This is a genomic window from Polynucleobacter sp. MWH-Berg-3C6 (assembly GCF_018881855.1).
Classification (GTDB): domain Bacteria; phylum Pseudomonadota; class Gammaproteobacteria; order Burkholderiales; family Burkholderiaceae; genus Polynucleobacter.
The window spans coordinates 141,694-162,186 of record NZ_JACVPN010000001.1; the positions used below are offsets into that span (position 1 = coordinate 141,694).

At 46.1% G+C, this 20,493-nt stretch carries 29 protein-coding genes; 13 read left to right on the forward strand and 16 right to left on the reverse strand.

The genetic code is table 11. The features are described 5' to 3' along the window. The first annotated feature begins 15 nt into the window (after window positions 1-15). Together ribD and ICN13_RS00725 are read left to right on the forward strand one after the other, a co-directional pair. Window positions 16-1,155, forward strand: coding sequence for a bifunctional diaminohydroxyphosphoribosylaminopyrimidine deaminase/5-amino-6-(5-phosphoribosylamino)uracil reductase RibD (gene ribD / locus ICN13_RS00720; RefSeq protein ID WP_216139241.1), 1,140 nt, complete (start codon window positions 16-18; stop codon window positions 1,153-1,155). A gap of 9 nt (window positions 1,156-1,164) precedes the next feature. Continuing rightward, on the forward strand, window positions 1,165-1,776 hold the full coding sequence (locus tag ICN13_RS00725; RefSeq protein WP_216138164.1) for a riboflavin synthase: 612 nt from the start codon (window positions 1,165-1,167) through the stop codon (window positions 1,774-1,776). A 2-nt stretch (window positions 1,777-1,778) separates the two neighbouring features. On the opposite strand, the gene ICN13_RS00730 is transcribed toward ICN13_RS00725, so the two are convergent. The 9 genes from ICN13_RS00730 to tolQ form a co-directional block, all read right to left on the reverse strand. Continuing rightward, window positions 1,779-2,069, reverse strand: coding sequence for a type II toxin-antitoxin system RelE/ParE family toxin (locus ICN13_RS00730; protein ID WP_216138166.1), 291 nt, complete (start codon window positions 2,067-2,069; stop codon window positions 1,779-1,781). Then, entirely contained in the window at window positions 2,056-2,310 is a 255-nt protein-coding gene (locus ICN13_RS00735; protein ID WP_087908974.1) for a type II toxin-antitoxin system prevent-host-death family antitoxin, read from the reverse strand. The genes ICN13_RS00730 and ICN13_RS00735 overlap by 14 nt, the downstream gene beginning before the upstream one ends. Before the next feature lie 109 nt (window positions 2,311-2,419). Beyond that, complete coding sequence (queC, locus tag ICN13_RS00740) at window positions 2,420-3,163, reverse strand: 7-cyano-7-deazaguanine synthase QueC (protein ID WP_216138168.1); 744 nt, start codon at window positions 3,161-3,163, stop codon at window positions 2,420-2,422. Between the two features lie 3 nt (window positions 3,164-3,166). Beyond that, window positions 3,167-3,898 (reverse strand): tol-pal system protein YbgF, encoded by a 732-nt coding sequence (gene ybgF, locus ICN13_RS00745; protein WP_216138169.1) that lies wholly within the window; start codon window positions 3,896-3,898, stop codon window positions 3,167-3,169. After that, complete coding sequence (pal, locus tag ICN13_RS00750; protein ID WP_216138171.1) at window positions 3,899-4,402, reverse strand: peptidoglycan-associated lipoprotein Pal; 504 nt, start codon at window positions 4,400-4,402, stop codon at window positions 3,899-3,901. A 157-nt stretch (window positions 4,403-4,559) separates the two neighbouring features. Beyond that, entirely contained in the window at window positions 4,560-5,870 is a 1,311-nt protein-coding gene (gene tolB / locus ICN13_RS00755) for a Tol-Pal system beta propeller repeat protein TolB (protein ID WP_216138173.1), read from the reverse strand. A 3-nt stretch (window positions 5,871-5,873) separates the two neighbouring features. After that, window positions 5,874-6,677, reverse strand: a complete 804-nt coding sequence (locus ICN13_RS00760; protein WP_216138175.1) for an energy transducer TonB — start codon at window positions 6,675-6,677, stop codon at window positions 5,874-5,876. 29 nt (window positions 6,678-6,706) lie between these two features. Continuing rightward, window positions 6,707-7,129 carry an ExbD/TolR family protein gene (locus ICN13_RS00765; protein WP_216138176.1) on the reverse strand — a complete coding sequence of 141 codons (423 nt, stop codon included), beginning with the start codon at window positions 7,127-7,129 and terminating at the stop codon, window positions 6,707-6,709. Window positions 7,130-7,131: 2 nt separating this feature from the next. Then, on the reverse strand, window positions 7,132-7,788 hold the full coding sequence (tolQ, locus tag ICN13_RS00770; protein WP_216138178.1) for a protein TolQ: 657 nt from the start codon (window positions 7,786-7,788) through the stop codon (window positions 7,132-7,134). A 76-nt stretch (window positions 7,789-7,864) separates the two neighbouring features. On the opposite strand from tolQ, the gene glyA reads away from it, so the two are divergent. Together glyA and nrdR are read left to right on the forward strand one after the other, a co-directional pair. Further along, on the forward strand, window positions 7,865-9,109 hold the full coding sequence (glyA, locus tag ICN13_RS00775; protein ID WP_216138181.1) for a serine hydroxymethyltransferase: 1,245 nt from the start codon (window positions 7,865-7,867) through the stop codon (window positions 9,107-9,109). A 28-nt stretch (window positions 9,110-9,137) separates the two neighbouring features. Then, the gene (nrdR, locus tag ICN13_RS00780) at window positions 9,138-9,584 is read left to right on the forward strand and encodes a transcriptional regulator NrdR (RefSeq protein ID WP_087908982.1); all 447 of its coding nucleotides are present in this window, start codon (window positions 9,138-9,140) and stop codon (window positions 9,582-9,584) included. A 74-nt stretch (window positions 9,585-9,658) separates the two neighbouring features. Here the strand turns inward: nrdR and adk are convergent, their stop codons facing one another. The 6 genes from adk to ICN13_RS00810 form a co-directional block, all read right to left on the reverse strand. Then, complete coding sequence (adk, locus tag ICN13_RS00785; protein WP_216138183.1) at window positions 9,659-10,324, reverse strand: adenylate kinase; 666 nt, start codon at window positions 10,322-10,324, stop codon at window positions 9,659-9,661. Between the two features lie 84 nt (window positions 10,325-10,408). Beyond that, the gene (gene kdsB, locus ICN13_RS00790) at window positions 10,409-11,179 is read right to left on the reverse strand and encodes a 3-deoxy-manno-octulosonate cytidylyltransferase (RefSeq protein ID WP_216138185.1); all 771 of its coding nucleotides are present in this window, start codon (window positions 11,177-11,179) and stop codon (window positions 10,409-10,411) included. A gap of 24 nt (window positions 11,180-11,203) precedes the next feature. Continuing rightward, a complete protein-coding gene (locus ICN13_RS00795) occupies window positions 11,204-11,383 on the reverse strand; it encodes a Trm112 family protein (protein WP_216138193.1) in 180 nt (59 codons plus the stop codon). Window positions 11,384-11,430: 47 nt separating this feature from the next. After that, complete coding sequence (lpxK, locus tag ICN13_RS00800; RefSeq protein ID WP_216138195.1) at window positions 11,431-12,513, reverse strand: tetraacyldisaccharide 4'-kinase; 1,083 nt, start codon at window positions 12,511-12,513, stop codon at window positions 11,431-11,433. Between the two features lie 23 nt (window positions 12,514-12,536). Then, window positions 12,537-13,001 carry a biopolymer transporter ExbD gene (locus ICN13_RS00805; RefSeq protein ID WP_216138203.1) on the reverse strand — a complete coding sequence of 155 codons (465 nt, stop codon included), beginning with the start codon at window positions 12,999-13,001 and terminating at the stop codon, window positions 12,537-12,539. Further along, a complete protein-coding gene (locus ICN13_RS00810; RefSeq protein ID WP_216138205.1) occupies window positions 13,001-13,627 on the reverse strand; it encodes a MotA/TolQ/ExbB proton channel family protein in 627 nt (208 codons plus the stop codon). The genes ICN13_RS00805 and ICN13_RS00810 overlap by 1 nt, the downstream gene beginning before the upstream one ends. Before the next feature lie 314 nt (window positions 13,628-13,941). Between ICN13_RS00810 and xseA the strand changes: the two genes are divergently transcribed. From xseA to ICN13_RS00825, 3 genes are read left to right on the forward strand one after another with little or no spacing between them, the layout of a single operon-like run. Further along, window positions 13,942-15,180 carry an exodeoxyribonuclease VII large subunit gene (gene xseA, locus ICN13_RS00815; protein WP_216138207.1) on the forward strand — a complete coding sequence of 413 codons (1,239 nt, stop codon included), beginning with the start codon at window positions 13,942-13,944 and terminating at the stop codon, window positions 15,178-15,180. A 54-nt stretch (window positions 15,181-15,234) separates the two neighbouring features. Beyond that, window positions 15,235-15,477: a type II toxin-antitoxin system Phd/YefM family antitoxin gene (locus tag ICN13_RS00820; RefSeq protein ID WP_216138210.1), complete on the forward strand. Its 243-nt coding sequence runs from the start codon at window positions 15,235-15,237 to the stop codon at window positions 15,475-15,477. Continuing rightward, on the forward strand, window positions 15,474-15,737 hold the full coding sequence (locus tag ICN13_RS00825) for a Txe/YoeB family addiction module toxin (RefSeq protein ID WP_216138212.1): 264 nt from the start codon (window positions 15,474-15,476) through the stop codon (window positions 15,735-15,737). Before ICN13_RS00820 ends, ICN13_RS00825 begins: the two co-directional genes overlap by 4 nt. A gap of 4 nt (window positions 15,738-15,741) precedes the next feature. On the opposite strand, the gene murB is transcribed toward ICN13_RS00825, so the two are convergent. After that, complete coding sequence (murB, locus tag ICN13_RS00830; RefSeq protein ID WP_216138214.1) at window positions 15,742-16,779, reverse strand: UDP-N-acetylmuramate dehydrogenase; 1,038 nt, start codon at window positions 16,777-16,779, stop codon at window positions 15,742-15,744. Window positions 16,780-16,877: 98 nt separating this feature from the next. On the opposite strand from murB, the gene ICN13_RS00835 reads away from it, so the two are divergent. Genes ICN13_RS00835 through ICN13_RS00860 form a run of 6 tightly spaced genes read left to right on the forward strand, consistent with a single transcriptional unit; the run spans window position 16,878 to window position 20,417 of the window. Further along, a complete protein-coding gene (locus tag ICN13_RS00835; protein ID WP_216138216.1) occupies window positions 16,878-17,363 on the forward strand; it encodes a YajQ family cyclic di-GMP-binding protein in 486 nt (161 codons plus the stop codon). Continuing rightward, window positions 17,356-18,291, forward strand: a complete 936-nt coding sequence (gene xerD, locus ICN13_RS00840) for a site-specific tyrosine recombinase XerD (protein WP_216138219.1) — start codon at window positions 17,356-17,358, stop codon at window positions 18,289-18,291. The genes ICN13_RS00835 and xerD overlap by 8 nt, the downstream gene beginning before the upstream one ends. 17 nt (window positions 18,292-18,308) lie before the next feature. Further along, window positions 18,309-18,950, forward strand: coding sequence for a glycerol-3-phosphate 1-O-acyltransferase PlsY (plsY, locus tag ICN13_RS00845; RefSeq protein WP_216138221.1), 642 nt, complete (start codon window positions 18,309-18,311; stop codon window positions 18,948-18,950). Continuing rightward, window positions 18,947-19,318 carry an MAPEG family protein gene (locus tag ICN13_RS00850; protein ID WP_216138230.1) on the forward strand — a complete coding sequence of 124 codons (372 nt, stop codon included), beginning with the start codon at window positions 18,947-18,949 and terminating at the stop codon, window positions 19,316-19,318. Before plsY ends, ICN13_RS00850 begins: the two co-directional genes overlap by 4 nt. Before the next feature lie 47 nt (window positions 19,319-19,365). Next, window positions 19,366-20,160: a GTP cyclohydrolase I gene (folE, locus tag ICN13_RS00855; RefSeq protein WP_216138232.1), complete on the forward strand. Its 795-nt coding sequence runs from the start codon at window positions 19,366-19,368 to the stop codon at window positions 20,158-20,160. A 29-nt stretch (window positions 20,161-20,189) separates the two neighbouring features. Next, entirely contained in the window at window positions 20,190-20,417 is a 228-nt protein-coding gene (locus tag ICN13_RS00860; protein WP_216138234.1) for a hypothetical protein, read from the forward strand. Window positions 20,418-20,493 lie beyond the last annotated feature (76 nt).

Genomic DNA, 20,493 nt, shown 5'->3' on the forward strand with positions numbered 1-20,493 from the left:
TGGTTTAATAGATGCATGTACAGCGCAGTTGACCACCAGTTTATGGGCGAGGCTTTGGCCGAGGCTCAAAAAGCACTTTATTTATCCAACCCTAATCCTCGGGTAGGTTGTGTCATTGTCAAAGATGGCGAAATCATTGGTCGTGGTTTTACCCAAAAAGTGGGCGCAGCCCATGCAGAGGTGCAAGCATTGGCCGATGCGCAATCTAAAGGCAAAGATCCTGCAGGCTCCACTATCTATGTGACGCTCGAGCCTTGTAATCACACTGGTAAAACGCCGCCCTGTGTTGATGCCTTAATTGCCGTAAGGCCTGCCAAAGTGATTGCTGCGATGAGTGATCCAAATCCTTTAGTGGCTGGCAAGGGATTAGAAAGATTAAAAGCGGCTGGCATTGAAGTGCATTGCGGTCTATTAGAAGCCCAAGCCCAGGAACTGAATCGCGGATTTGTTTCGCGGATGACAAGAGGTCTTCCTTGGGTGCGTCTAAAAATCGCGGCTAGCCTCGATGGTAAGACTGCATTACCCAATGGCAAGAGTCAGTGGATTACTGGCCCGTTAGCAAGAGCAGATGGTCATCACTGGCGTGCACAAGCTTGCGCAATCATTACTGGTGTTGGCACTGTCAAAGAAGATGACCCTTCATTAAACGTGAGAGATGTCGTCACCCAGCGTCAACCGATGAGAATCATCATTGACTCTAAATTAGAGACACCGCCAAACTCCAAGATTCTCAATCAACTTGATCAATCGGGCGTTCTAATTGTGTGTGCGGAATTAGAGTCGCCTGGTAATCGTGAGAAGGCCAAAGCTTTTAAGGAGCGCGGTATTGAAGTGATTGCTATGGCTAATGCATTTGGTAAGGTGGATTTACCCAAACTCTTCTCGTATTTGGCCCAAGAGCGGCAGATGAATGAGATTCATATTGAAGCTGGCTTCAAGCTCAATGGATCAATGCTTCGCGAAGACTGCGTTGATGAGTTGTTGCTTTACTACGCACCATTTTTTATGGGCGAGGGTGTTGGTATGGCAAATGTACCAATCTTGCCCACATTAGATGCGCCCAAGAATTGGAAAGCCATTGATCAGTCCTTGTTCGGCTCTGATTTAAGACTGCGCCTCATTAAAAATTCAGCTACACAATTAATTAAGAACTAAAATCATCCCATGTTTACTGGAATCATTACCGCTGTTGGTCAAATTACAAGCGCTCAAGCGAAGGGCGATGGCATGCAATTGGTAGTTGAGGTACCAGCAGGATATTTGGATGACGTTACCTTGGGCGATAGCATTGCTATTCAGGGTGCTTGCATGACTGCAACGCAATTTAAAGACAATACATTTGCCTTAGACATCTCTCGCGAGTCACTCAATAAAACAGTTGGCTTAGATAAAGTAGGCCCTGTAAATCTTGAGAAGGCAATGCGTTTGAATGATCGTCTGGGCGGTCACTTGGTTAGTGGGCACGTAGATGGTGTGGGTAAAGTGGCGCATTTTTCACAAGTAGCTAATGATGCCTATGGCTCTTGGCTGCTGCGCATTGAGGCGCCCAAAGAATTAGCCCCGTTCCTAGCTTATAAGGGATCGATTGTTGTGAATGGCGTTTCATTGACAGTCAATAAAACAGAAGATAGTCCAAGCGCTTGCATTGTGGACATCAATTTGATTCCACACACCTTACAAAGCACCACCTTGGGTAAGTTGCAACAAGGTGATGCTGTGAATCTTGAGATTGATCTTATTGCGCGTTATGTGGCGCGCATGCTAAATATAAATTAGCGTTACTTTCGACTAGCAGCTTTTTTATAAACTGCTTCTTGATTTCTTTTGCCTACTGCAATCACCATAACCACAAGCTTGTGGTCAATTACCTCATATACCAGTCTGTAACCAACACTTCTCAATTTGATTTTGTAAAAGTTGTCTAGATCTCCATGGAGCTTGGCTGATACCACTCTTGGATTAGAGAGCCGTTTTTCTAGCTGCTTTTTGAATTGATCTTTTACAGAGTGATCTAACTTTTGCCATTCCTTTAAAGCAAGTACATGAAACTCAAGATTAAAGATCGTCAAGCTTAACCTTTACCGTTTTTCCGCCTTTGCGGGATTGAATAGTTTTAATCAGTGAAACGTCATCAATTAATTCTAGTAGAGCCTCGTAGGCCTTAGCTGATAGAAGATAGGCTTCAGGTTTATTGTGGTTTAACACCGCAACTGGTAGGTCCCCGGCTATCTGCATGATTTTGCTAGGATTTCTCCTTAAGTCCGTCATGCTAACAGTAGTTTTGGCGTGTATTGTTTGTGTAATAGTCATAATAAATTGCCCATAATTTAGTGCATTATTATGCACTTTTTAAAACAAGTCAACCATGACAAAATCAGGCCTCTAGGGCCTATGGATTTAGCGCTTTAGTTTTTTTGGATTATTTATTCTTACGGTAGCGAGTTGGATCGCTTACATTGGCTTGTTTAAAGCCTGCCTGTCTTAGACGACAAGATTCACATTCACCACAAGCTTCACCTAAATCATTCGCTTGATAGCAAGAAACTGTTTGTGAGTAATCCACGCCCATAGTGCTGCCAAGCTCAATGATTTGTGCTTTCGTCAGGTTGATGATGGGTGCGTGTACTCTGAAGCGATTCTGATCATTGATGGCTTCTACACCGGCTTTAGTAGCTAAGTTAGCCATGTGCTCAAAAGAGGCAACATACTCAGGGCGGCAATCCGGATAGCCAGAGTAATCCACAGCATTGGCACCGTAGAACACATCTAAGCCACCCAATGATTCAGCCCAGCCTAAAGCTAGTGACAAAAGAATCGTATTGCGTGCCGGCACATAAGTAATCGGAATCTCTTGATCTTTTCCTGGAGTAGTTGGAACAGCAATAGAGGAATCTGTTAATGCAGAGCCACCAAAACGCGTGAGATCAAGATTGACTACTTCATGGCGAATGACGCCAATTTGTTTCGCAATATGTTTAGCTGCAGCTAATTCAGAAGAGTGGCGCTGGCCATAACCCACTGAAAGTGCATATGGTGAGTAGCCTAGGTCTTTGGCTAAAGCAAGAACAGTTGTGGAGTCTAGACCACCAGAAAATAAGATAACGGCAGGGGCGCCAGGCTTGCGTGGTGCTAGATTCTGAAATGCTGCCGACAACTTAGACATTGATTACTTGATTGCAGTCAGAAGTTGCTGCGCATCTTTAGCTGCTTCAGTATCGGGATACTTGGCAACGATCTCACCAAAAGTCTTCTTGGCAGCTGCTTTATTACCACTCTCTAATTGCGCATTGCCTAAAGTGACCATCGCTGCAGGAATACGTGGATGATTCGGATATTTTTTAATGAGACTTTGTAGTTGGTTAATTGCACCAGCATAGTCTTTATTGGCATATTTACTATTGCCACTCCAGTAGAGAGCCAGTGGCAGATAAGGACTTTTCGGAAACTTGGCTGCAAAAGCTGTAAAGCTCTCATCGGCCTTTTTGAGGCTGCCTGCCTGAAACGCTTTGAGTGCGTCGTCATAGGCTTTTTTCTCATTGGGCTGAACTGTGCCACTCACGCCTTCAATCGTGACAGTCCGTGGCTCAAAATTACCAAGACGATTATCTAAATCTTGATAGTAGGTTTTTTGACTAGAGTTGATATCTTCGCTTTGCTTCTCTAGATCTTCAATCTTGCCGCGAAGCTCTGCATTGTCTGCCTTGAGCTTTTCTATTTGGCCCTGTAACTCCAGTTGGGTCGTGGCTAGTGTCTTGCGCAGATCTAAGATTGCCTTGCGCGCCTCATCATCAGAGAAGAGTGCCCATGCGCTGTTAGATGCACCCAAGCAAATCAGCGCAGCACTTAAACAAAACGCTCGTGAGAGCGTTTGTTTTGCAGAAGAGAAAAGCATCTTCATTTAGTTCGTGATGTAAACGATGTCAGCACGGCGGTTCTCTGCCCAAGCTGCTTCATTGTCACCCTCTACTTTTGGCTTTTCTTTACCAAAGCTGACGGCTTCCATTTGGTTATCGGATACACCCATCAAGTTCAATGATTTACGTACAGCATCTGAACGACGTTGACCGAGTGCCAAGTTGTATTCGGCAGTACCACGCTCGTCAGTGTTACCTTGAATGATAATTTTCTGAGCTGGGTTCGCCTTTAAGTAACTTGCGTGGGCAGATAACATTTTTTGATATTTAGTCTGCACGGTGTACTCGTCAAAGCCAAAGTAAACACTTTTCTCAAAGAGCGGGCTCTTTGGATCATTCCATGGCTGTGAGCCAAAGTTGCCGCTGCCACCACTACCGCCAGCGCCATTAACATCATCCAATTTCACGCTAGAACAAGCGGCTAGCAACAATGCGGTTGCCCCAATCAGGGTAAACGTAGCAGCACGGCGTGCGAGAGAAATCTTCATGGTCTTTCCTTTTCTTACAAGCTAACTAAACAACCCAGTCAATATCTGAGCCTATAGCCAATATTATGCCTCTAAGAGTATGAAAAGTAACGATTTCGCCTAAAAAGGGGATGCCAGAAAGGATTTATGGATTAGGGCCGAGTAAACCTTAATCCGCTTAATCCATAAACGGACCCCAGGATGGCTGACGGACGTCAGAGCCTGGAATGCTGAGAACCTGTTTGGAGTTTCCGTCAACAGAGACAGCGGCTAGCACGCGCTTGCCATTGACTTTGGTGGAGTAGAGCACATAGCGACCGTTAGCGGCAAAAGAAGGAGACTCATCGCTTGTACCATCAGTTAAAGCTTGCGCATCACCAGTTGCTAAATTCAGAAGATAGAGACGGTAGGCGCCACCAATGTTAGCGATGTAGGCCAAATATTTTCCATCCGGAGAGATGCGTGGTGAAGTTACAAAACCTTGCTTGAAGGTAATTCTCTTCACCCCTTCAGCTTGTTCACCTTCAGCACTCATGCGATAGATTTGTGGATTACCACCACGATCACTCGTGAAGTAGATGTAGCGACCATCAGCGGAGTACTGTGGCTCGGTATCAATGGTGTAACCACGCGTTAAGCGCTGTAAGCCTGTGCCATCAGCATTAATGCTATAGATTTGGGTATTGCCATCTTTTGAAAGTGAGATAGCGAGCTTTCTACCATCGGGTGACCAGGCTGGCGCACTGTTATTACCCTTTTGATTGGAGAGGGCAATGCGACGACCAGTTGCTAGCTCATGAACATAAATGACCGGCTTGCGATCTTCAAAAGAGACATAAGCCACTTTCTTGCCATCAGGCGACCAGGATGGAGAGATGATGGGCTCGCCACTATTCATGGCATTGCGAATATTTTGACCATCCGCATCGGAAATCACTAAGCGATAGCGCTTACCATCCTTGATGACATATGACAGGCGGGTCGAGAACACACCGCGTTCACCCAATAATTTGAGAATAATGTCATCAGCAATTTTGTGGGCTACTGCACGTAAATTGTCAGCGCTGGAGTTGAGCTTTAAGCCACCCAAACTTTCAGACTTACGAATATCAAATAATTTATATTGGATTTCAAACTGTGTTCCACCAGATTGCACAACAGAGCCCACTACTAAAGCATCTGCTCCGCGGGCAGCCCAAGATTTGTAATTCGGTGTACCTTCATCGCTTTCAACAACATTGCCATTTTCAGTATTTTTAAAGTAACCACTGCGTGCTAAATCTTGGCGAATGATTTCAGTAATGTTGACTGGTAATTTTTGCTCATCTTTAAAGCGCATCACCGCAATCGGATAAAGCGATTGGCCAACACCAGTGATTTCGATATTCATTTGGGCTACTGCTGGAGTCGATGCGCCAATCAATACAGCGCTGACGGCTGCAATCAATAGTTGCGATTTCAAAACAATTCTTTTCATCAACTGCAACATGCATTAGTCCTTAGGTTTAAAGGTCAGCTTTACTTCCCGTTGTGGGATTTTGCCATTGTCATCTTTTGGCAAGCTTTCTGCACGAGATAGAGCTAACAATACAGCTCGATCCCAGGCGGAATTGCCGCTTGATGTCAGGACGCTAGTGCTCAGAATGGCCCCATCAGGAGCTAGGGTCACCTGAATGACTGCTGCAGGGTTGCCACTTACTGATTCCGCATTAAACACAATGAGCGGCTTTACTTTTTTAATGACTTTATCGGTCCAGCCTGGGGGCGCGTTACCGCCACCACCCACACCGCTGCCAACTGTACCGCCACTGCCACCTTCAGCGCCTGCTGCTGCGCGAAGACGAGCTAATTGATCTGCGCGTACTTTTTCAGCTGCAGCATTTGCTTTTACTTCTGCTGGGGAGAGCGCTTTAGGAGCTTCAGCTTTTTTGGGCTGCTCCTTTTCCTTCGGTGGAGGAGGCTTTACCGTCTTTGGGGTTTCCTTCACCGCTTCTTTTTTAGGAGGCTCTTTTTCTACTTTCTTTTTCTTCACCGCAATATCAGCAGCTTCTTCTTTGACCACCGTTTTCATTTCTGGTTCTGGTGTGCTTTGTACTTGCGGCACAGAATCCCACAGCTCTACCTCAACTCCAGAAGGGGTGCTGTTATTCCAGCTAATGCCGATTACTAAAAAAGCGACCAGACCTAAATGTGCAATCAGTGAAAGACTAAATGCACGCTTCGTACTTTCTTCTTTTGTGAGGCGCCCCCGTTTAAAGGGAGGGAGATCTGGTTGTAAGCTTTGGGCGCTATTCATGGGCAAATAAAGAGAGCTCTACCCTTGCCTTATTGACTCTTGACTGCAAGGCCAACGAGCTTGACACCGTTTTCTTTGAGCTTAGACATCACATCCATTACCACTTCGTACTTAATGGATTTGTCAGCTGCCAGAACCACCGGTTGGTCGCCAGACTTTTCTGCTTGCGCTCTAGCAAATGCACCAAGCTCAAAGCGGTTCAGCGTCTGAACAGGCTCACCATCTTTGCGCACGATGACATTTTCATTGGCATCAATGGTTAAAAAGACGGGTGGCAATGATTGCACCTTAGCGCCACCAACGGTCGGTAAGTTAACAACACCAGGATTGACCATTGGTGCGGTAACCATAAAGATCACGAGCAGCACCAACATCACGTCGATGTATGGAACGACATTAATGTCGGCCATGACTCTACGTTTAGTACTTCTCCTTAGAGAGGATCCAGCCATGCTTATTTTCCTAAGCCTTGACGTTGCAAGATGTTCGTAAATTCTTCGATAAATGTTTCAAAGCGAATCGAGAGTCGATCGACATCGGTAGCGGCGCGGTTGTAAGCAACCACCGCAGGAATCGCAGCAAACAAACCAATCGCTGTTGCGACTAGCGCTTCAGCAATACCAGGCGCCACTGCTGCTAAGGTCGCGTTTTGAACATTCGCTAAACCGCGGAAGGCATGCATGATTCCCCACACGGTACCAAACAAACCAATGTAAGGCGACACAGAGCCAACGGAAGCTAAGAAAGGCAGGTTCGCTTCAAGAATATCCATTTCACGTTGGTAGGTTGCTTTCATGGCACGACGAGCAGCATCAATTTCACGAACTTTCATGAACTCTTGCATGCCCGCCTCAAAAATATGCTCAAGGACGGCGGCGCTGCGAGTATTACGCTGAGCGGCCGTAAAAAGGGTGCTCAGGTCTCTGCCAGACCAAAAGTCGCGCTCAAAGCGCTCTGTATCGCGTCTAACCCCACGCAAAACCGCTGTTTTCTTAAAAATGATGGTCCAAGAGGCAATGGACATCCCTAGTAATAACAACATTACCAGCTGGACTAATAGGCTGGCATTGAGGATTAGGGAGAGAAAGGAGAGGTCTTGTGTAGTGGTCATGGTGGATTTTGTATGATGTAGGTTGATTTTACTAAGTTAATTAACTCAACAATCCAACTTCATCAGGATTATCACCATGTTTGACCGTCAAAACAATTTAGCCAAAACCGACCCCCAGTTGTGGGAAGCCGTCCAGAAGGAAAATAAGCGCCAAGAAGACCATATTGAGCTGATTGCCTCTGAGAACTACACCTCACCAGCAGTGATGGAGGCGCAGGGCTCCCAATTGACCAATAAGTATGCCGAAGGGTATCCAGGCAAGCGTTATTACGGTGGCTGTGAATTTGTGGACGTCGCTGAGCAATTGGCGATTGATCGCGTTAAAGCGCTCTATGGTGCTGAAGCTGCTAACGTTCAGCCCCATTGTGGCGCATCTGCGAACCAAGCAGTGTTCTTGGCATTCTTAAAACCTGGCGATACCTTCATGGGGATGAGTTTGGCAGAAGGCGGTCACTTGACTCACGGTATGGCATTAAACATGAGTGGTAAGTGGTTTAATCCCATCTCCTATGGCCTCGATAAAAACGAAGCGATTGATTATGAGCAAATGGAGCGTTTAGCGCGTGAGCACAAACCAAAACTCATTATTGCTGGCGCATCTGCTTACTCTCTTGTAATCGATTGGGAGCGTATTGGTAAGTTGGCAAAAGAAGTTGGCGCTATTTTCATGGTAGACATGGCGCATTACTCTGGTCTGATCGCCGCTGGTGTGTATCCAAACCCAGTGCCGCACGCAGACATCGTCACTTCAACGACTCACAAGAGTTTGCGCGGTCCTCGTGGCGGCATCATCTTGATGAAGGCTGAGCATGAAAAAGCCATTAACTCTGCAGTCTTCCCAGGCTTGCAGGGTGGCCCTTTGATGCACGTGATTGCTGCTAAAGCGGTAGCGTTCAAAGAAGCGCAAGAACCGAGCTTTAAGGATTATCAAAAGCAAGTGATTGCTAATGCCAAGGCCTTGGCAGAGACCTTGATCTCTCGTGGTCTGCGCATTGTGTCTGGTGGTACAGATTCACATGTGATGTTGGTAGATTTGCGTTCCAAGAAAATGACTGGCAAAGAGGCTGAGCGCGTATTAGGCGAGGCACACATTACTTGTAATAAAAATGGCATTCCAAATGATCCAGAAAAACCAATGGTGACTAGCGGTATTCGTTTGGGTTCACCAGCGATGACCACGCGTGGCTTTAAAGAAGCTGAAGCAAGACAAGTGGGTAACTTTATTGCGGATGTTTTGGATAACCCGAATGACGAAGCAAACATTGCTAAAGTGCGCGCTCAAGTCTCTGAGCTCACCAAGCGTTTCCCGGTGTACAGTTAATCTAACACTCTAAAGAAAAGAGCCCACATTGCGCTGCCCTTTTTGCCATAACGACGATACCCAGGTTCTCGATACTCGGGTATCGGATGAAGGCGATACCATTCGCCGGCGCCGCCGTTGTGCTAAATGCGATAAGCGCTTTACAACCTATGAGCGCGTTGAGCTGGCCTTGCCGGCCATTGTCAAAAAGAATGGTAGCCGGGTAGAGTACAGCCACGATAAGCTGGCTGGCTCTATCAAGCTGGCTCTGAGAAAGCGCCCAGTCTCATCAGATTCTGTAGATGAATCGATTGCTCGGATCGAAGAAAAACTACTCAGTCTTGGCGAAAAAGAAATCCCGAGTGAGCGCGTTGGTGAGCTAGTCATGCGTGAGCTCAAGCGTCTTGATAAGGTGGCTTACATCCGCTTTGCTTCGGTCTATAGAAGCTTTGCTGACATTGAGTCTTTCGAGAGTGCGCTCAAAGAGCTCAAGTAAAACTGGTCAAGCTAAAAAGAAAAAGGACTGCAATGCAGTCCTTTTTTATTGCCTCAATTAACTACTTCATTCAATTACTTCAATACAGCGAAGATCGAAGCAGTAATGTTATCTACGCTACCAGTACCACTCACTTTGCGATACGCAGGCGCTTTTAATTTATCTGCAGCATTGGCCTTAGCAGCCCATGAAGAGTAGTAATCAACGAGTGGACGCGTTTGGTCGTCATATACCTGTAGACGTTTACGAACAGTTTCTTCTTTATCGTCGTCACGCTGAATCAAATCATCGCCAGTCACATCATCCTTGCCAGCAACTTTTGGTGGGTTGAATTTGATGTGATAAGTACGACCTGAGGCTGGGTGAACACGACGACCGCCCATGCGATCGATGATGGCATCAAATGGCACATCGATTTCTAGTACGTAGTCGATTGGCACACCAGCATCTTTCATGGCTTGTGCTTGAGGAATGGTTCTTGGGAAACCATCAAACAAATAACCTTTGCTGCAATCTGGTTGCGTTAAGCGATCTTTTACCAAGCCAATGATGATCTCATCAGACACAAGACCACCAGCATCCATAATTTTTTTAGCAGCAACGCCAAGCTCTGTTCCCGCTTTCACCGCAGCGCGCAACATGTCGCCGGTAGAAATTTGTGGAATAGCAAACTTCTCGCAAATAAACTGAGCTTGTGTGCCTTTACCAGCACCAGGTGCACCGAGCAGAATCAACCGCATGTTTTTCCCCTTAGAAGAGCTGTCATTGTCCCGTATTTTGTTGGGAAGCTTGATAGCCAATGACTAGGATTATCCCCGAGAGCCCTAGCAGCCCAGTAAGCGCCTAACCCGTTCTAGGTCCTCTGGAGTATCTACACCGGCTGGAGGCGCCTCTGTAGCGATATGAACCGCGATTCGGTAGCCATTCCAGAGGGCGCGTAACTGCTCTAGGGCTTCTGCTTTTTCTGGGGGTGCGGGCTCTAAATGGGCAAATGCCTGTAAAAAGTCAGCTCGGTAGGCATAAATGCCTAAATGGCGCAGATGCTCTGTTTTTGGAGTACTTTGCGGATCTCTGACATACGGAATCGGCGCTCTTGAAAAATACAAAGCCTCTCCCGCACGATTCAGTACCACTTTGACAACATTGGGGTTCTCAATTTCAGATAGATCACTAATAGGCACTGCAATGGTGGAGATAGCGCATTGAGCATTACTCGCCAAAGTTTGAGCAACTTGATTAATGAGTTCTGGCGGAATGAGTGGTTCATCACCTTGCACATTGACTACCAAGGTGCTAGCTGGAAGTTTGAGTAACTGTGCAAGCTCAGCAAGACGATCGGTACCAGTAGGGTGATCGGGGCTCGTGAGCAAACATTCAATACGATGTTCATTACAAGCTGATGCAATCTCTGGGGAGTCTGTTGCAACTACGACGCTTTGCGCACGTGATTGCTTAGCACGCTCAGCTACTCGAACCACCATCGGTTTACCACCAATATCAGCCAGTGGTTTACGGGGCAATCTGGTTGATCCCAGTCTGGCTGGGATGACGACTAAAAAATCTGGCGTGTTACTTAAATTGTGATGAGTACTCATACCAGAAGATCTTTGATCAATTCTTTAGAGAACTTCATTGGTATTAAGAGGGCGCGCCTCATCTACCAACATGACCGGCACATCATCACGAATGGGGTAAGCCAGACGATCAGCCTTGCAAATCAGTTCATGTTTGGCAGCATCTAAATGCAAAGGGCTTTTGCATAAAGGGCAAACTAAAATTTCGAGTAAACGTTTATCCATGATTGTTCTCAGTTTAGCGCTTTCATCAATTGAACGCCAAAGCAGCTTTACAGGTTGTAGCGATGGGGATCAGGTCTCTGCAAAATTGATTGCATCCAGTCTACCAAGTGATCAGGTAGATTTAAGCTCATTGGCACCACCCAAATACGTTCATCGCTAATAGAGCTGCATTTAACCGCATCCTTTTCAGTCATCAGAATGCATTGAGCCTTGATGCCATTAAAAAATTCCTGGGTATAGCTTGCATGGTCTGGCAATGGCATCCACTTGCCAGTGATGCCTTGTTTTTGGAGGGCATCAAAAAAACGCTGGGGATTGCCAAGCGCGGCAATGCCAGTAATTTGGTCTGGTAAATATTGCTTAGTAATCTGCGCCAGTGTTTGGGTGTTGTCTGGGTGATTGAGTTGGTATGGGGTATCTAAAGTACCCAGCAAGGTAAATGCGCGGCGACCAACAAAATACTCTTCTAATAAACCCCCTTTATTACTGCCAGTTGGCTCAGTAAATAAAGTCGCATCACGTCCCCGCTCAGCAGATTCACGCAAGGGGCCGGCTGGCAATAAAAAGCCATTGCCCTCGCCACGACCATCGCGCACTACAAATTCAATATCACGCCCACCTTCTCTTGCGGGCCAACGGGGTAGACCGCTATGTTGTAAGCCATCATCACTGATGATGACATTCACTTCAGGCGATTGTTTGAGCATTGCTTTAATGCTTTGCTGACGTTTAGCAAAAACCCAAATCGGAAATTGATCATGAGTGCGCTTGGCAATCAGTACAGGTTCATCACCAACCTGCAGCGGATCTGAGTCACTAAGAACTTGTGTGGGGGATGTCTGAGTAGACCCATAACCTCGGCTGATAATGCCTGGCCTCCATCCGAGTTGCGCCAAGCGCTGCGCAAGCGCAATCACAATGGGCGTCTTGCCTGTACCGCCCACCCGAATATTGCCAACGATGATGATGGGCACGGGCGCGGCTTGACGATGACTTAGCCCTAAATCTTGAATGAGTTTGCGTATGCGTAGAGCTAAGCCATAAATCCAAGACAGTGGCCAAAGCACGAGAGCGGTAGGTCCGCGTCTTTCCCAAAATTTGGGGGCTTTACGGAAAAAAGAACTTGCCATGATGAAAGTGATTTTCTCTGGGCTTACTTTTTGGTTTGGCTACTAAATACGATATTCGATAGATTGGCATCACGCGCAGCCTCTAGAGCGCTCATCACGGCTTGGTGCGGCGCTCTGGCATCGGCATCAATATTGACTTGAATATTGCTGCCGCCATCTTTACTTCCGCTTTGATTGCTGAGTTGCGTTAAAGCGCCACTAAGCCCGCTGCGATCAGTGACCTTACCGTTGATCGCAAAGCGACCATCACGACTGACAGCAATATGCACTTGTTTATTGTCTGCCACGCTCTCGCTGCCATTAGCAGTTGGCAAGGTAATCGCTAATTCTTGATAGCGGGTAAAGGTAGTAGAGATCATCAAAAAGATCAGCACTACTAACAAAACATCAATAAAGGGAATGAGGTTGATTTCTGGTTCAGCAGAAACTGGCGTGCTTCCTAGAGAAAAACTTCTCTTCGTTGACGAGCGCAGGCTTAACCAACTCATTATTGGTGAGAGTAGAGCTTTTTAAATAACTGACGCGTGAACTCTTCACATTCACGTTGACGCTCATTTGCAAGCGCACGCAATCCTCGCCATGCTGCTAGTGCAGGAATAGCAATCAGTAATCCAAATGCAGTGTTGTAGAGCGCAACTGAAATTCCGTGGGCCAGTTGTTGTGGACTGCCAGCGCCATTGATCGCACCTTGACTACCAAAGATTTCGATCATGCCAACGACAGTGCCAAATAAACCTAATAAGGGTGCGATGGTGGCAATCGTTGCCAGAATACCAAGATAGCGATCCAATTTGAACCAAGTCATCTGTGCTACTGCTTGGAGTTCCTCTAGTGCCGTTTCAGAACTGCTGCCATTGAGTTTCTCTTTTAAAACGCAGGCCAGTAAGGGGCTTGCTGGAGATAGTTGAGCTAGCTCAGTGATTTGAGCATCTGAGGGCTTATTGTCTTTAAGCATTTGATTGCAAAGACTAAATGCGGTTTCTAAACAGTCTTTGGGGAATATGTGAATTTGGCGTAAATACCAGCTACGCTCTAATACGATAGCTAGGCCAATAATGGAAATCAGTAGAAGAGGCCAAATAGGCCAGCCAGCGGATAGTAAGATTGAGTACATAAGCTCAGTACTTTAGCTGAATTAAAAAGCCCCTTTCAGAAAGCTAGCCTGTGGATAACTCTGTGCAAAACTTTTTTGGGATGGTGCTCTAAGTCCTTGATTGATGGTAAAACGGGTGGGAACTGGCCTAAAAGTGCTTGCAGGCCCCCAAATTAATACCTATATAAATCAAGGACTTAATTTTTAGTTGTTGGATTTATGAGACGTTTTGGGTCAGTAATTACTTACTTTTAGCTACTAGACCAAGAGCGAATATGCTTCTGTGGATATTTATTGCCGTCTAAGTCAGATGGCTCTGTGAATAAAGAGAAAAAATGTCGGAAATTCCAAGGGAAATACTCAGTGTTGGCGATCTAAACCGCGCCATTGCTGCTTCTTTAGAGGATCATTTCGATACTGTTTGGGTTAGCGGGGAGATTTCCAACTTCAAGGCCTATGACAGTGGGCATTGGTATTTCTCACTCAAGGACGAAGAAGGGCAGATTCGCTGCGTGATGTTCCGTGGTCGCAATGGTCAAGTTGGCTTTATGCCGCAGTCAGGCGATTTAGTCGAGGTGAGCGCCAGCTTAGGAATGTATGTCACCAGAGGCGACATTCAACTCACGATTCAAACCTTGCGTCGTGCAGGCATGGGTGGTTTGTATGAGGCCTTCTTAAAGCTCAAAGCGAAACTAGCCAAAGAAGGTTTATTTTATGAAGAGCGTAAACGCGAGATACCAACTCACCCACGCTCAATTGGCATCATCACTTCACCACAAGCTGCAGCATTAAAAGATGTTCTTTCTACTTTAGCAAGACGCGCGCCACATATTCCGATTGTGATTTACCCAACCTTAGTGCAAGGACCTGATGCACCTGCAGGTTTAATTGCGGCACTCAAAGCGGCCAATAAAGAAAATGCAGAAAATGCAGTTGATGTCATTTTGCTAGTGAGGGGCGGCGGCAGCATCGAAGACCTATGGGCCTTTAATGATGAGCAACTTGCTTACGCCATCGCTAACTCAACTATTCCGGTAGTCAGTGGCGTTGGTCATGAAACGGATTTCACGATTGCCGATTTTGTGGCAGACCTGCGCGCACCAACCCCAACGGGCGCGGCAGAGCTAGCGGCCCCACGTAAAGATCAACTCTTACAAGAGCTAGATGCGATCCAGCAGGCATTACTACAACGTATTAATCAACGTGTAGAGCGTGAAGCGCAAACCCTAGATCAATTAGCTTTAAGACTGAACCATGCATTACCAAACCCTGATCGGATGCGTGAGCAAATTACCAGCTGGCAACTACGCTTAAATCAAGCGTGGTCAGTACGCATGGAGAACTGGAAGCGCAATCAATCTCACTATCAATCACAACTAGAGATGCTTAATCCGCAAAGAACGCTTGAGCGAGGCTATGCCGTTATTCTGAGTAAAGGAAGTAGCGGGGAAAAAGAGCAACTGCAGGCAGTGCGTAAACCTAGTGAACTCACAACAGCGCAGAGTTATCAAGTGCAATTAGCAGAAGGTCAGGCAGAGGTGACGTTTGCCGAGGTGGCGAGTAAAGGGTTATAAATTCAAGCTTGACATAACGTACGTTTTTACGTACTATAAGCCATGGAGGGATTTATGACAACATTAACCGCAAGTGAAGCTAGGGCAGGCCTTTATCGCTTGATTGATCAGGCTGCTGAGTCGCATAAGCCAGTGATGATTTCTGGAAAGCGAGCTAACGCCGTTTTGATTTCCGAAGAGGACTGGAGCGCAATTCAGGAGACGCTATATCTTATGGCGATACCTGGTATGCGAGAGTCAATTAAAGACGCTATGGCAGAACCTCTTGCCAAGAGTAAAAGGGCCTTAAAATGGTGACTTGGAATTTAGTATTTTCCAAGTACGCATTAAAGGATGCAAAAAAATTATCAGCTGCTGGATTAAAAGAAAAAGCCCAAGCTTTGCTGGATATTTTGGAATTAGATCCACTGCAAAATCCACCACCCTATGAGAAATTGGTTGGAGACCTTAAGGGCGCGTATTCTCGGCGAATTAATATCCAACATCGCCTGGTGTATGAAGTCTTTCGTAAAGAGAAAACTGTGCGAATATTGCGAATGTGGACTCACTACGATTGATGCTCTAAAAAATATTAGGCTCAATCTCCAAGCTCACACCAAACTCTTTGCGCACTTTGACCTGAATACATTTAGCCAAACCTAAGATATCTTGCGCAGTGCCATTGCCATGATTAACCAAAACCAAGGCTTGGTTTTCATAAACACCGACTTCTCCCATACGCTGGCCTTTAAAGCCGCATTGGTCAATCAGCCAACCTGCAGCGAGCTTACGTTTGCCAGGAGCATCTGGATAAGACACTAGACCCGCATATTTCTTGAGAAGTATTTCGTACTGCTCATTAGGGATTACTGGGTTCTGGAAAAAACTACCCGCATTACCAATGACTTTAGGGTCAGGCAATTTATGAGTGCGAATTTTGCAGACCGCCAGAAAGATTTCTTCAGCACTAGGAATGGGATTACTCTCAAACTGTTTTTCTAAATCGGCGTAATGAATCTTGGCTTGCCAGGTTTTAGGAATTCTAAAAACGACCTTTGTCACGATAAAGCGGTGGGGATTTTGCTTGAAGTAACTATCGCGATAAGCAAATCGGCATTCTGAATTACTCAGAGTGACAAAGGCTTGCTTTTCTACATCAAACGCCTCGATGTGATCAATGTAATTAGCAAGTTCAACACCATATGCTCCGATGTTTTGAATGGGCGCAGCGCCAACCGTTCCCGGAATAAGTGCTAAGTTTTCTAAGCCCGGTAAATTATTTTCTAGGGTCCAGGTAACGAACTCATGCCAATTTACGCCAGCTCCGACCCCAATCAAAGTTGCCTGACTATCTGAGGAAAGGATTTCCTGTCCAGCGATGTTGATGAGTAAAGTAGCTCCCGGTAACACTTTGGGCAAAATTACATTACTTCCACCCCCCAATACGCGCCAGGGCAGATTTTGCTGTGCAATCTGACGCATCACTTCCGGAATTTGCGCTGCAGAGTCAATCTCGTAGGCGAGCTGGGCACTTGCATCTAGGCCAAAGGTATTGCGGTCCTTTAAACCTAAATTAGGCGTCACTTTTGCAGGTGCAGGCGCAGGTTGCGGGGAGTTCATGCCACAATCTTATTCGAATGTCTGCCAAATCCGCAGATAATTGCCAGAATACGAATGAAATCACCCCATAGTTCATAGAAATAGAGAAGGAGTAAAAGATGCCCTCATTTGACGTAGTTTGCGAACCTGATATGGTGGAACTAAAGAATGCGATTGAGCAATCGAATAAAGAGATTAGCAATCGTTTTGACTTTAAGGGCTCTGATAGCCGCGTAGAGCAAAAAGATGAAACACTCATTTTGTTCGGCGATGATGACTTTAAATTAGGTCAAGTACGCGATGTTTTGTTTGGCAAGATGGCCAAGCGCAATGTGGACGTGCGTTATCTCAAAGATGACAAAAAAGAAACGATTGGCAGTGATAAGCGTAAGCAAACTATGAAGATCCAAAAAGGGATTACTCAAGACCTGGCTAAAAAAGTAGTGCGCATCATCAAAGATAGCAAGATCAAAGTACAAGCGAGTATTCAGGGGGATGCAGTACGTGTCACTGGTGGCAAGCGCGATGATTTGCAAGAAACGATGGCATTACTGAAAAAGGAAGTAACAGAAGCGCCATTGGGCTTTAATAATTTCCGTGACTAATGCAGCCACCCAAGAAACTGCTGCGATAGCTCCAGCAAGCCAAGAAGCCATTGAGCGCTTTTGTGATGCTTGCTGGCTCGAGGATGGCTTGGCCCAGAACAGTCTGGCGGCATATCGCAGAGATCTATTGCTGCTAGCGCAGTGGCTCTACAAAAATCATTCTTCTGATCTGTATGGCGTGACAGAAAAAGATCTCACGGCATATATTGCACATCGACGTGCAGATAAAGCGACCACTGCCAATCGACGCTTAACCGTCTTCAAACGTTTTTATCGTCATGCTCTGCGGATTAATTTAGTCAAGAGTGATCCCTGTATTGGGCTTCGCGCTGCTAAGCAGGCGTTGCGTTTTCCAAAAACACTCAGCGAAGATCAAGTTACCGCGTTACTCAATGCGCCGGATATTGAGACCCCTTTGGGACTGCGCGATCGCACGATGTTAGAGCTTATGTATGCCAGTGGTTTGCGCGTTTCAGAAATCGTTTCACTCAAGACTGTTGCTCTCGGATTAAATGAAGGTGTAGTGAGGGTGGTCAATGGTAAGGGCGGTAAAGAGCGCTTGGTACCATTTGGTGGTGAAGCAGGGCAGTGGTTGCGACGCTACCTGGCGGAAGCCAGAACACCTTTGCTCGAAGGCAAAACTTCCGATGCGGTTTTTGTGGGGCGCCATACTGGCACTGGATTAACCAGGCAGGCTTTTTGGGCTTTGATTAAGCGCTATGCAACCGTTGCCAATATCTCCGTAGCTTTATCGCCACATACCCTAAGACATGCTTTTGCCACCCATTTGCTCAATCACGGGGCTGATTTACGAGTGGTGCAGCTCCTTTTAGGGCATGCTGATATCTCCACTACCCAGATCTACACCCATGTGGCTAGAGAACGGCTTAAATCGATTCATCAGCAGCACCATCCTCGTGGTTCATAAGTGTTTAAGATAGCGTAATGAGCTTTCATCCCAATATCTTATTAATTCCCATTGCCTATCTCATCGGCTCCATTTCATTTGCGGTAGTTGTAAGTAAATGCATGCGTTTACCAGATCCCCATACATACGGATCTGGTAATCCTGGTGCGACTAATGTATTGCGCACTGGCAATAAATCAGCAGCAGTGCTGACATTAATTGGTGATGCACTAAAGGGTTACTTTGCAGTGATGCTGGCGCGCATCATCTTGGGTGATGAATCCTTAACTTCAACACTAAGCTCTTGGGTCTTATGCGGTGTTGTACTTGCCGTATTTTTAGGACACCTGTTTCCGATCTTTCATGGCTTTAAAGGTGGCAAGGGTGTAGCGACTGCTTGCGGAATTTTATTTGGCGTGAATGTCATTTTAGGAATCGCTACTCTGAGTACTTGGATCATCGTAGCAACCTTCCTGCGCTACTCTTCTTTAGCGGCCTTGGCAGCAGCGATCTTTGGCCCGATCTATTTTGTATTTTTGTTTGGCTTTCAGCCCATGGGTATTGCGCTCTTCGTGGTTTGCTTACTTCTTATTTGGCGGCACCGTAGCAATATTCGTAATCTCATGAATGGCACTGAAAGCCGTATTGGTTCTAAAAAGACTCCTAAGGAATCATCATGACTATTGCATTTGGCTGTGTTCTGTTTATGGGCCTCTTTCCTTATGTTGCTGCTGGTATTGCCAAAAAAGGATTTGAGAACTACGACAACAGCATGCCAAGACAATGGCTAGCGCAGCAAACAGGATTTAGAGCGAGAGCTAATGCAGCTCAGACCAACCTTTTTGAATCCCTCCCTCTTTTTTTTGCTGCGGTGATTATCGCGAGCATCAGTAATGCACCACAAGCCAGAGTAGATTTACTGGCCTTAGGTTTTGTAGCAGCCCGGATTGCATATTTGCTTTGCTACATCGCGAATTGGCCCACAAGCAGATCGATTGTGTGGACGGCTGGCCTTGCCTGCGTAGTGGCGATCTTTCTGCAGATCTAGGCCCCACAAGCAACCTGAATTCATCAAAACCCAATACACTGAGTGTTATGACCATTAAAAAAGCACCCATTAAGACGAAGACCGTGGCCAAGAGCTCTGTTGCCAAAGTGCCAGCAGGTAAAGCGCTTACTCAAAAGCAAAAAGATGCAAGCAAAACAGAAGCTACTGGAATACCGCTCTCTGTAGTGATTCGTCGTCGCATTGAAGCGCAAAAAGCACGCTTTCATGCCAATGACAATATTGCCCGCTTCATCAAGCCCGGTGAATTAGAGGGTTTAGTTGATGAAGTTGCACAAAAGATGCAGGCGGTATTAGAGGGCTTGGTCATTGATACTAAAAATGATCACAATACCAAAAATACTAGCCAACGCGTAGCCAAGATGTTTGTAAACGAAGTCTTTAATGGCCGCTATGTTGAGCAGCCAATCTTAACGAAGTTTCCCAATGTCAGTCGCTTAAACGAGCTCATGATTGTGGGGCCAATTACTGTGCGCAGCGCTTGCTCTCATCATCTATGCCCCATCATGGGCCGCATCTGGATTGGTGTTCTGCCCAATAAGGAATCAGCCCTGATTGGTTTATCCAAGTACTCCCGCTTAACTGAATGGGTCATGTGTAGACCACAAATTCAGGAAGAGGCTGTGGTGGAATTAGCAGACATGCTCGAGAAAAAAATTAAACCGATTGGAGTAGCGGTTGTGATGGATGCCGATCACTTTTGTATGCAATGGCGCGGTGTAAAAGATCGTGATTCCAAAATGATCAACAGCGTAATGCGTGGCGCATTCTTAAAAGACTCCAATTTGCGCAGAGAGTTTTTAGCTTTGATTGATCGCAAGTAAGCTGAAGTAACTGTAAGTAAATTTACTCAGTGCGCACTTTTTCAAACTTAGTATTGTTAGCAATACTTACAGCATCGCTCATCTCTTTAACGGCATGCGCATCCAAGTTGCCAGATCAAAACAAAGATCCTGCCAAAAATAATCAAGCCACTTTTCGTAAAGACTTAAAGGATTGCCAGGAGAGTTATCCAGAAGTAAGTTCTGGGGTGCACTATCGACAGTGGCAAGGATGTCTTGCCCTCAAGGGTTGGCAGTAATCGGGCTAAACCACATCCAGCAATGTACTGAGAACAATTCTCATCTATATTTGTATATAAATCAGATACTTACGAG

What these genes read in the sequence shown, in the direction of transcription:
- ribD (WP_216139241.1), top strand. Translation starts at nt 16, where the DNA reads ATGTACAGCGCAGTTGACCACCAGTTTATGGGCGAGGCTTTGGCCGAG.
- ICN13_RS00725 (WP_216138164.1), top strand. Translation starts at nt 1,165, where the DNA reads ATGTTTACTGGAATCATTACCGCTGTTGGTCAAATTACAAGCGCTCAA.
- ICN13_RS00735 (WP_087908974.1), bottom strand. Translation starts at nt 2,310, where the DNA reads ATGACTATTACACAAACAATACACGCCAAAACTACTGTTAGCATGACG.
- queC (WP_216138168.1), bottom strand. Translation starts at nt 3,163, where the DNA reads ATGTCTAAGTTGTCGGCAGCATTTCAGAATCTAGCACCACGCAAGCCT.
- ybgF (WP_216138169.1), bottom strand. Translation starts at nt 3,898, where the DNA reads ATGAAGATGCTTTTCTCTTCTGCAAAACAAACGCTCTCACGAGCGTTT.
- pal (WP_216138171.1), bottom strand. Translation starts at nt 4,402, where the DNA reads ATGAAGATTTCTCTCGCACGCCGTGCTGCTACGTTTACCCTGATTGGG.
- tolB (WP_216138173.1), bottom strand. Translation starts at nt 5,870, where the DNA reads ATGTTGCAGTTGATGAAAAGAATTGTTTTGAAATCGCAACTATTGATT.
- ICN13_RS00760 (WP_216138175.1), bottom strand. Translation starts at nt 6,677, where the DNA reads ATGAATAGCGCCCAAAGCTTACAACCAGATCTCCCTCCCTTTAAACGG.
- ICN13_RS00765 (WP_216138176.1), bottom strand. Translation starts at nt 7,129, where the DNA reads ATGGCTGGATCCTCTCTAAGGAGAAGTACTAAACGTAGAGTCATGGCC.
- tolQ (WP_216138178.1), bottom strand. Translation starts at nt 7,788, where the DNA reads ATGACCACTACACAAGACCTCTCCTTTCTCTCCCTAATCCTCAATGCC.
- glyA (WP_216138181.1), top strand. Translation starts at nt 7,865, where the DNA reads ATGTTTGACCGTCAAAACAATTTAGCCAAAACCGACCCCCAGTTGTGG.
- adk (WP_216138183.1), bottom strand. Translation starts at nt 10,324, where the DNA reads ATGCGGTTGATTCTGCTCGGTGCACCTGGTGCTGGTAAAGGCACACAA.
- kdsB (WP_216138185.1), bottom strand. Translation starts at nt 11,179, where the DNA reads ATGAGTACTCATCACAATTTAAGTAACACGCCAGATTTTTTAGTCGTC.
- ICN13_RS00795 (WP_216138193.1), bottom strand. Translation starts at nt 11,383, where the DNA reads ATGGATAAACGTTTACTCGAAATTTTAGTTTGCCCTTTATGCAAAAGC.
- lpxK (WP_216138195.1), bottom strand. Translation starts at nt 12,513, where the DNA reads ATGGCAAGTTCTTTTTTCCGTAAAGCCCCCAAATTTTGGGAAAGACGC.
- ICN13_RS00805 (WP_216138203.1), bottom strand. Translation starts at nt 13,001, where the DNA reads ATGAGTTGGTTAAGCCTGCGCTCGTCAACGAAGAGAAGTTTTTCTCTA.
- ICN13_RS00810 (WP_216138205.1), bottom strand. Translation starts at nt 13,627, where the DNA reads ATGTACTCAATCTTACTATCCGCTGGCTGGCCTATTTGGCCTCTTCTA.
- xseA (WP_216138207.1), top strand. Translation starts at nt 13,942, where the DNA reads ATGTCGGAAATTCCAAGGGAAATACTCAGTGTTGGCGATCTAAACCGC.
- ICN13_RS00820 (WP_216138210.1), top strand. Translation starts at nt 15,235, where the DNA reads ATGACAACATTAACCGCAAGTGAAGCTAGGGCAGGCCTTTATCGCTTG.
- murB (WP_216138214.1), bottom strand. Translation starts at nt 16,779, where the DNA reads ATGAACTCCCCGCAACCTGCGCCTGCACCTGCAAAAGTGACGCCTAAT.
- ICN13_RS00835 (WP_216138216.1), top strand. Translation starts at nt 16,878, where the DNA reads ATGCCCTCATTTGACGTAGTTTGCGAACCTGATATGGTGGAACTAAAG.
- plsY (WP_216138221.1), top strand. Translation starts at nt 18,309, where the DNA reads ATGAGCTTTCATCCCAATATCTTATTAATTCCCATTGCCTATCTCATC.
- ICN13_RS00850 (WP_216138230.1), top strand. Translation starts at nt 18,947, where the DNA reads ATGACTATTGCATTTGGCTGTGTTCTGTTTATGGGCCTCTTTCCTTAT.
- folE (WP_216138232.1), top strand. Translation starts at nt 19,366, where the DNA reads ATGACCATTAAAAAAGCACCCATTAAGACGAAGACCGTGGCCAAGAGC.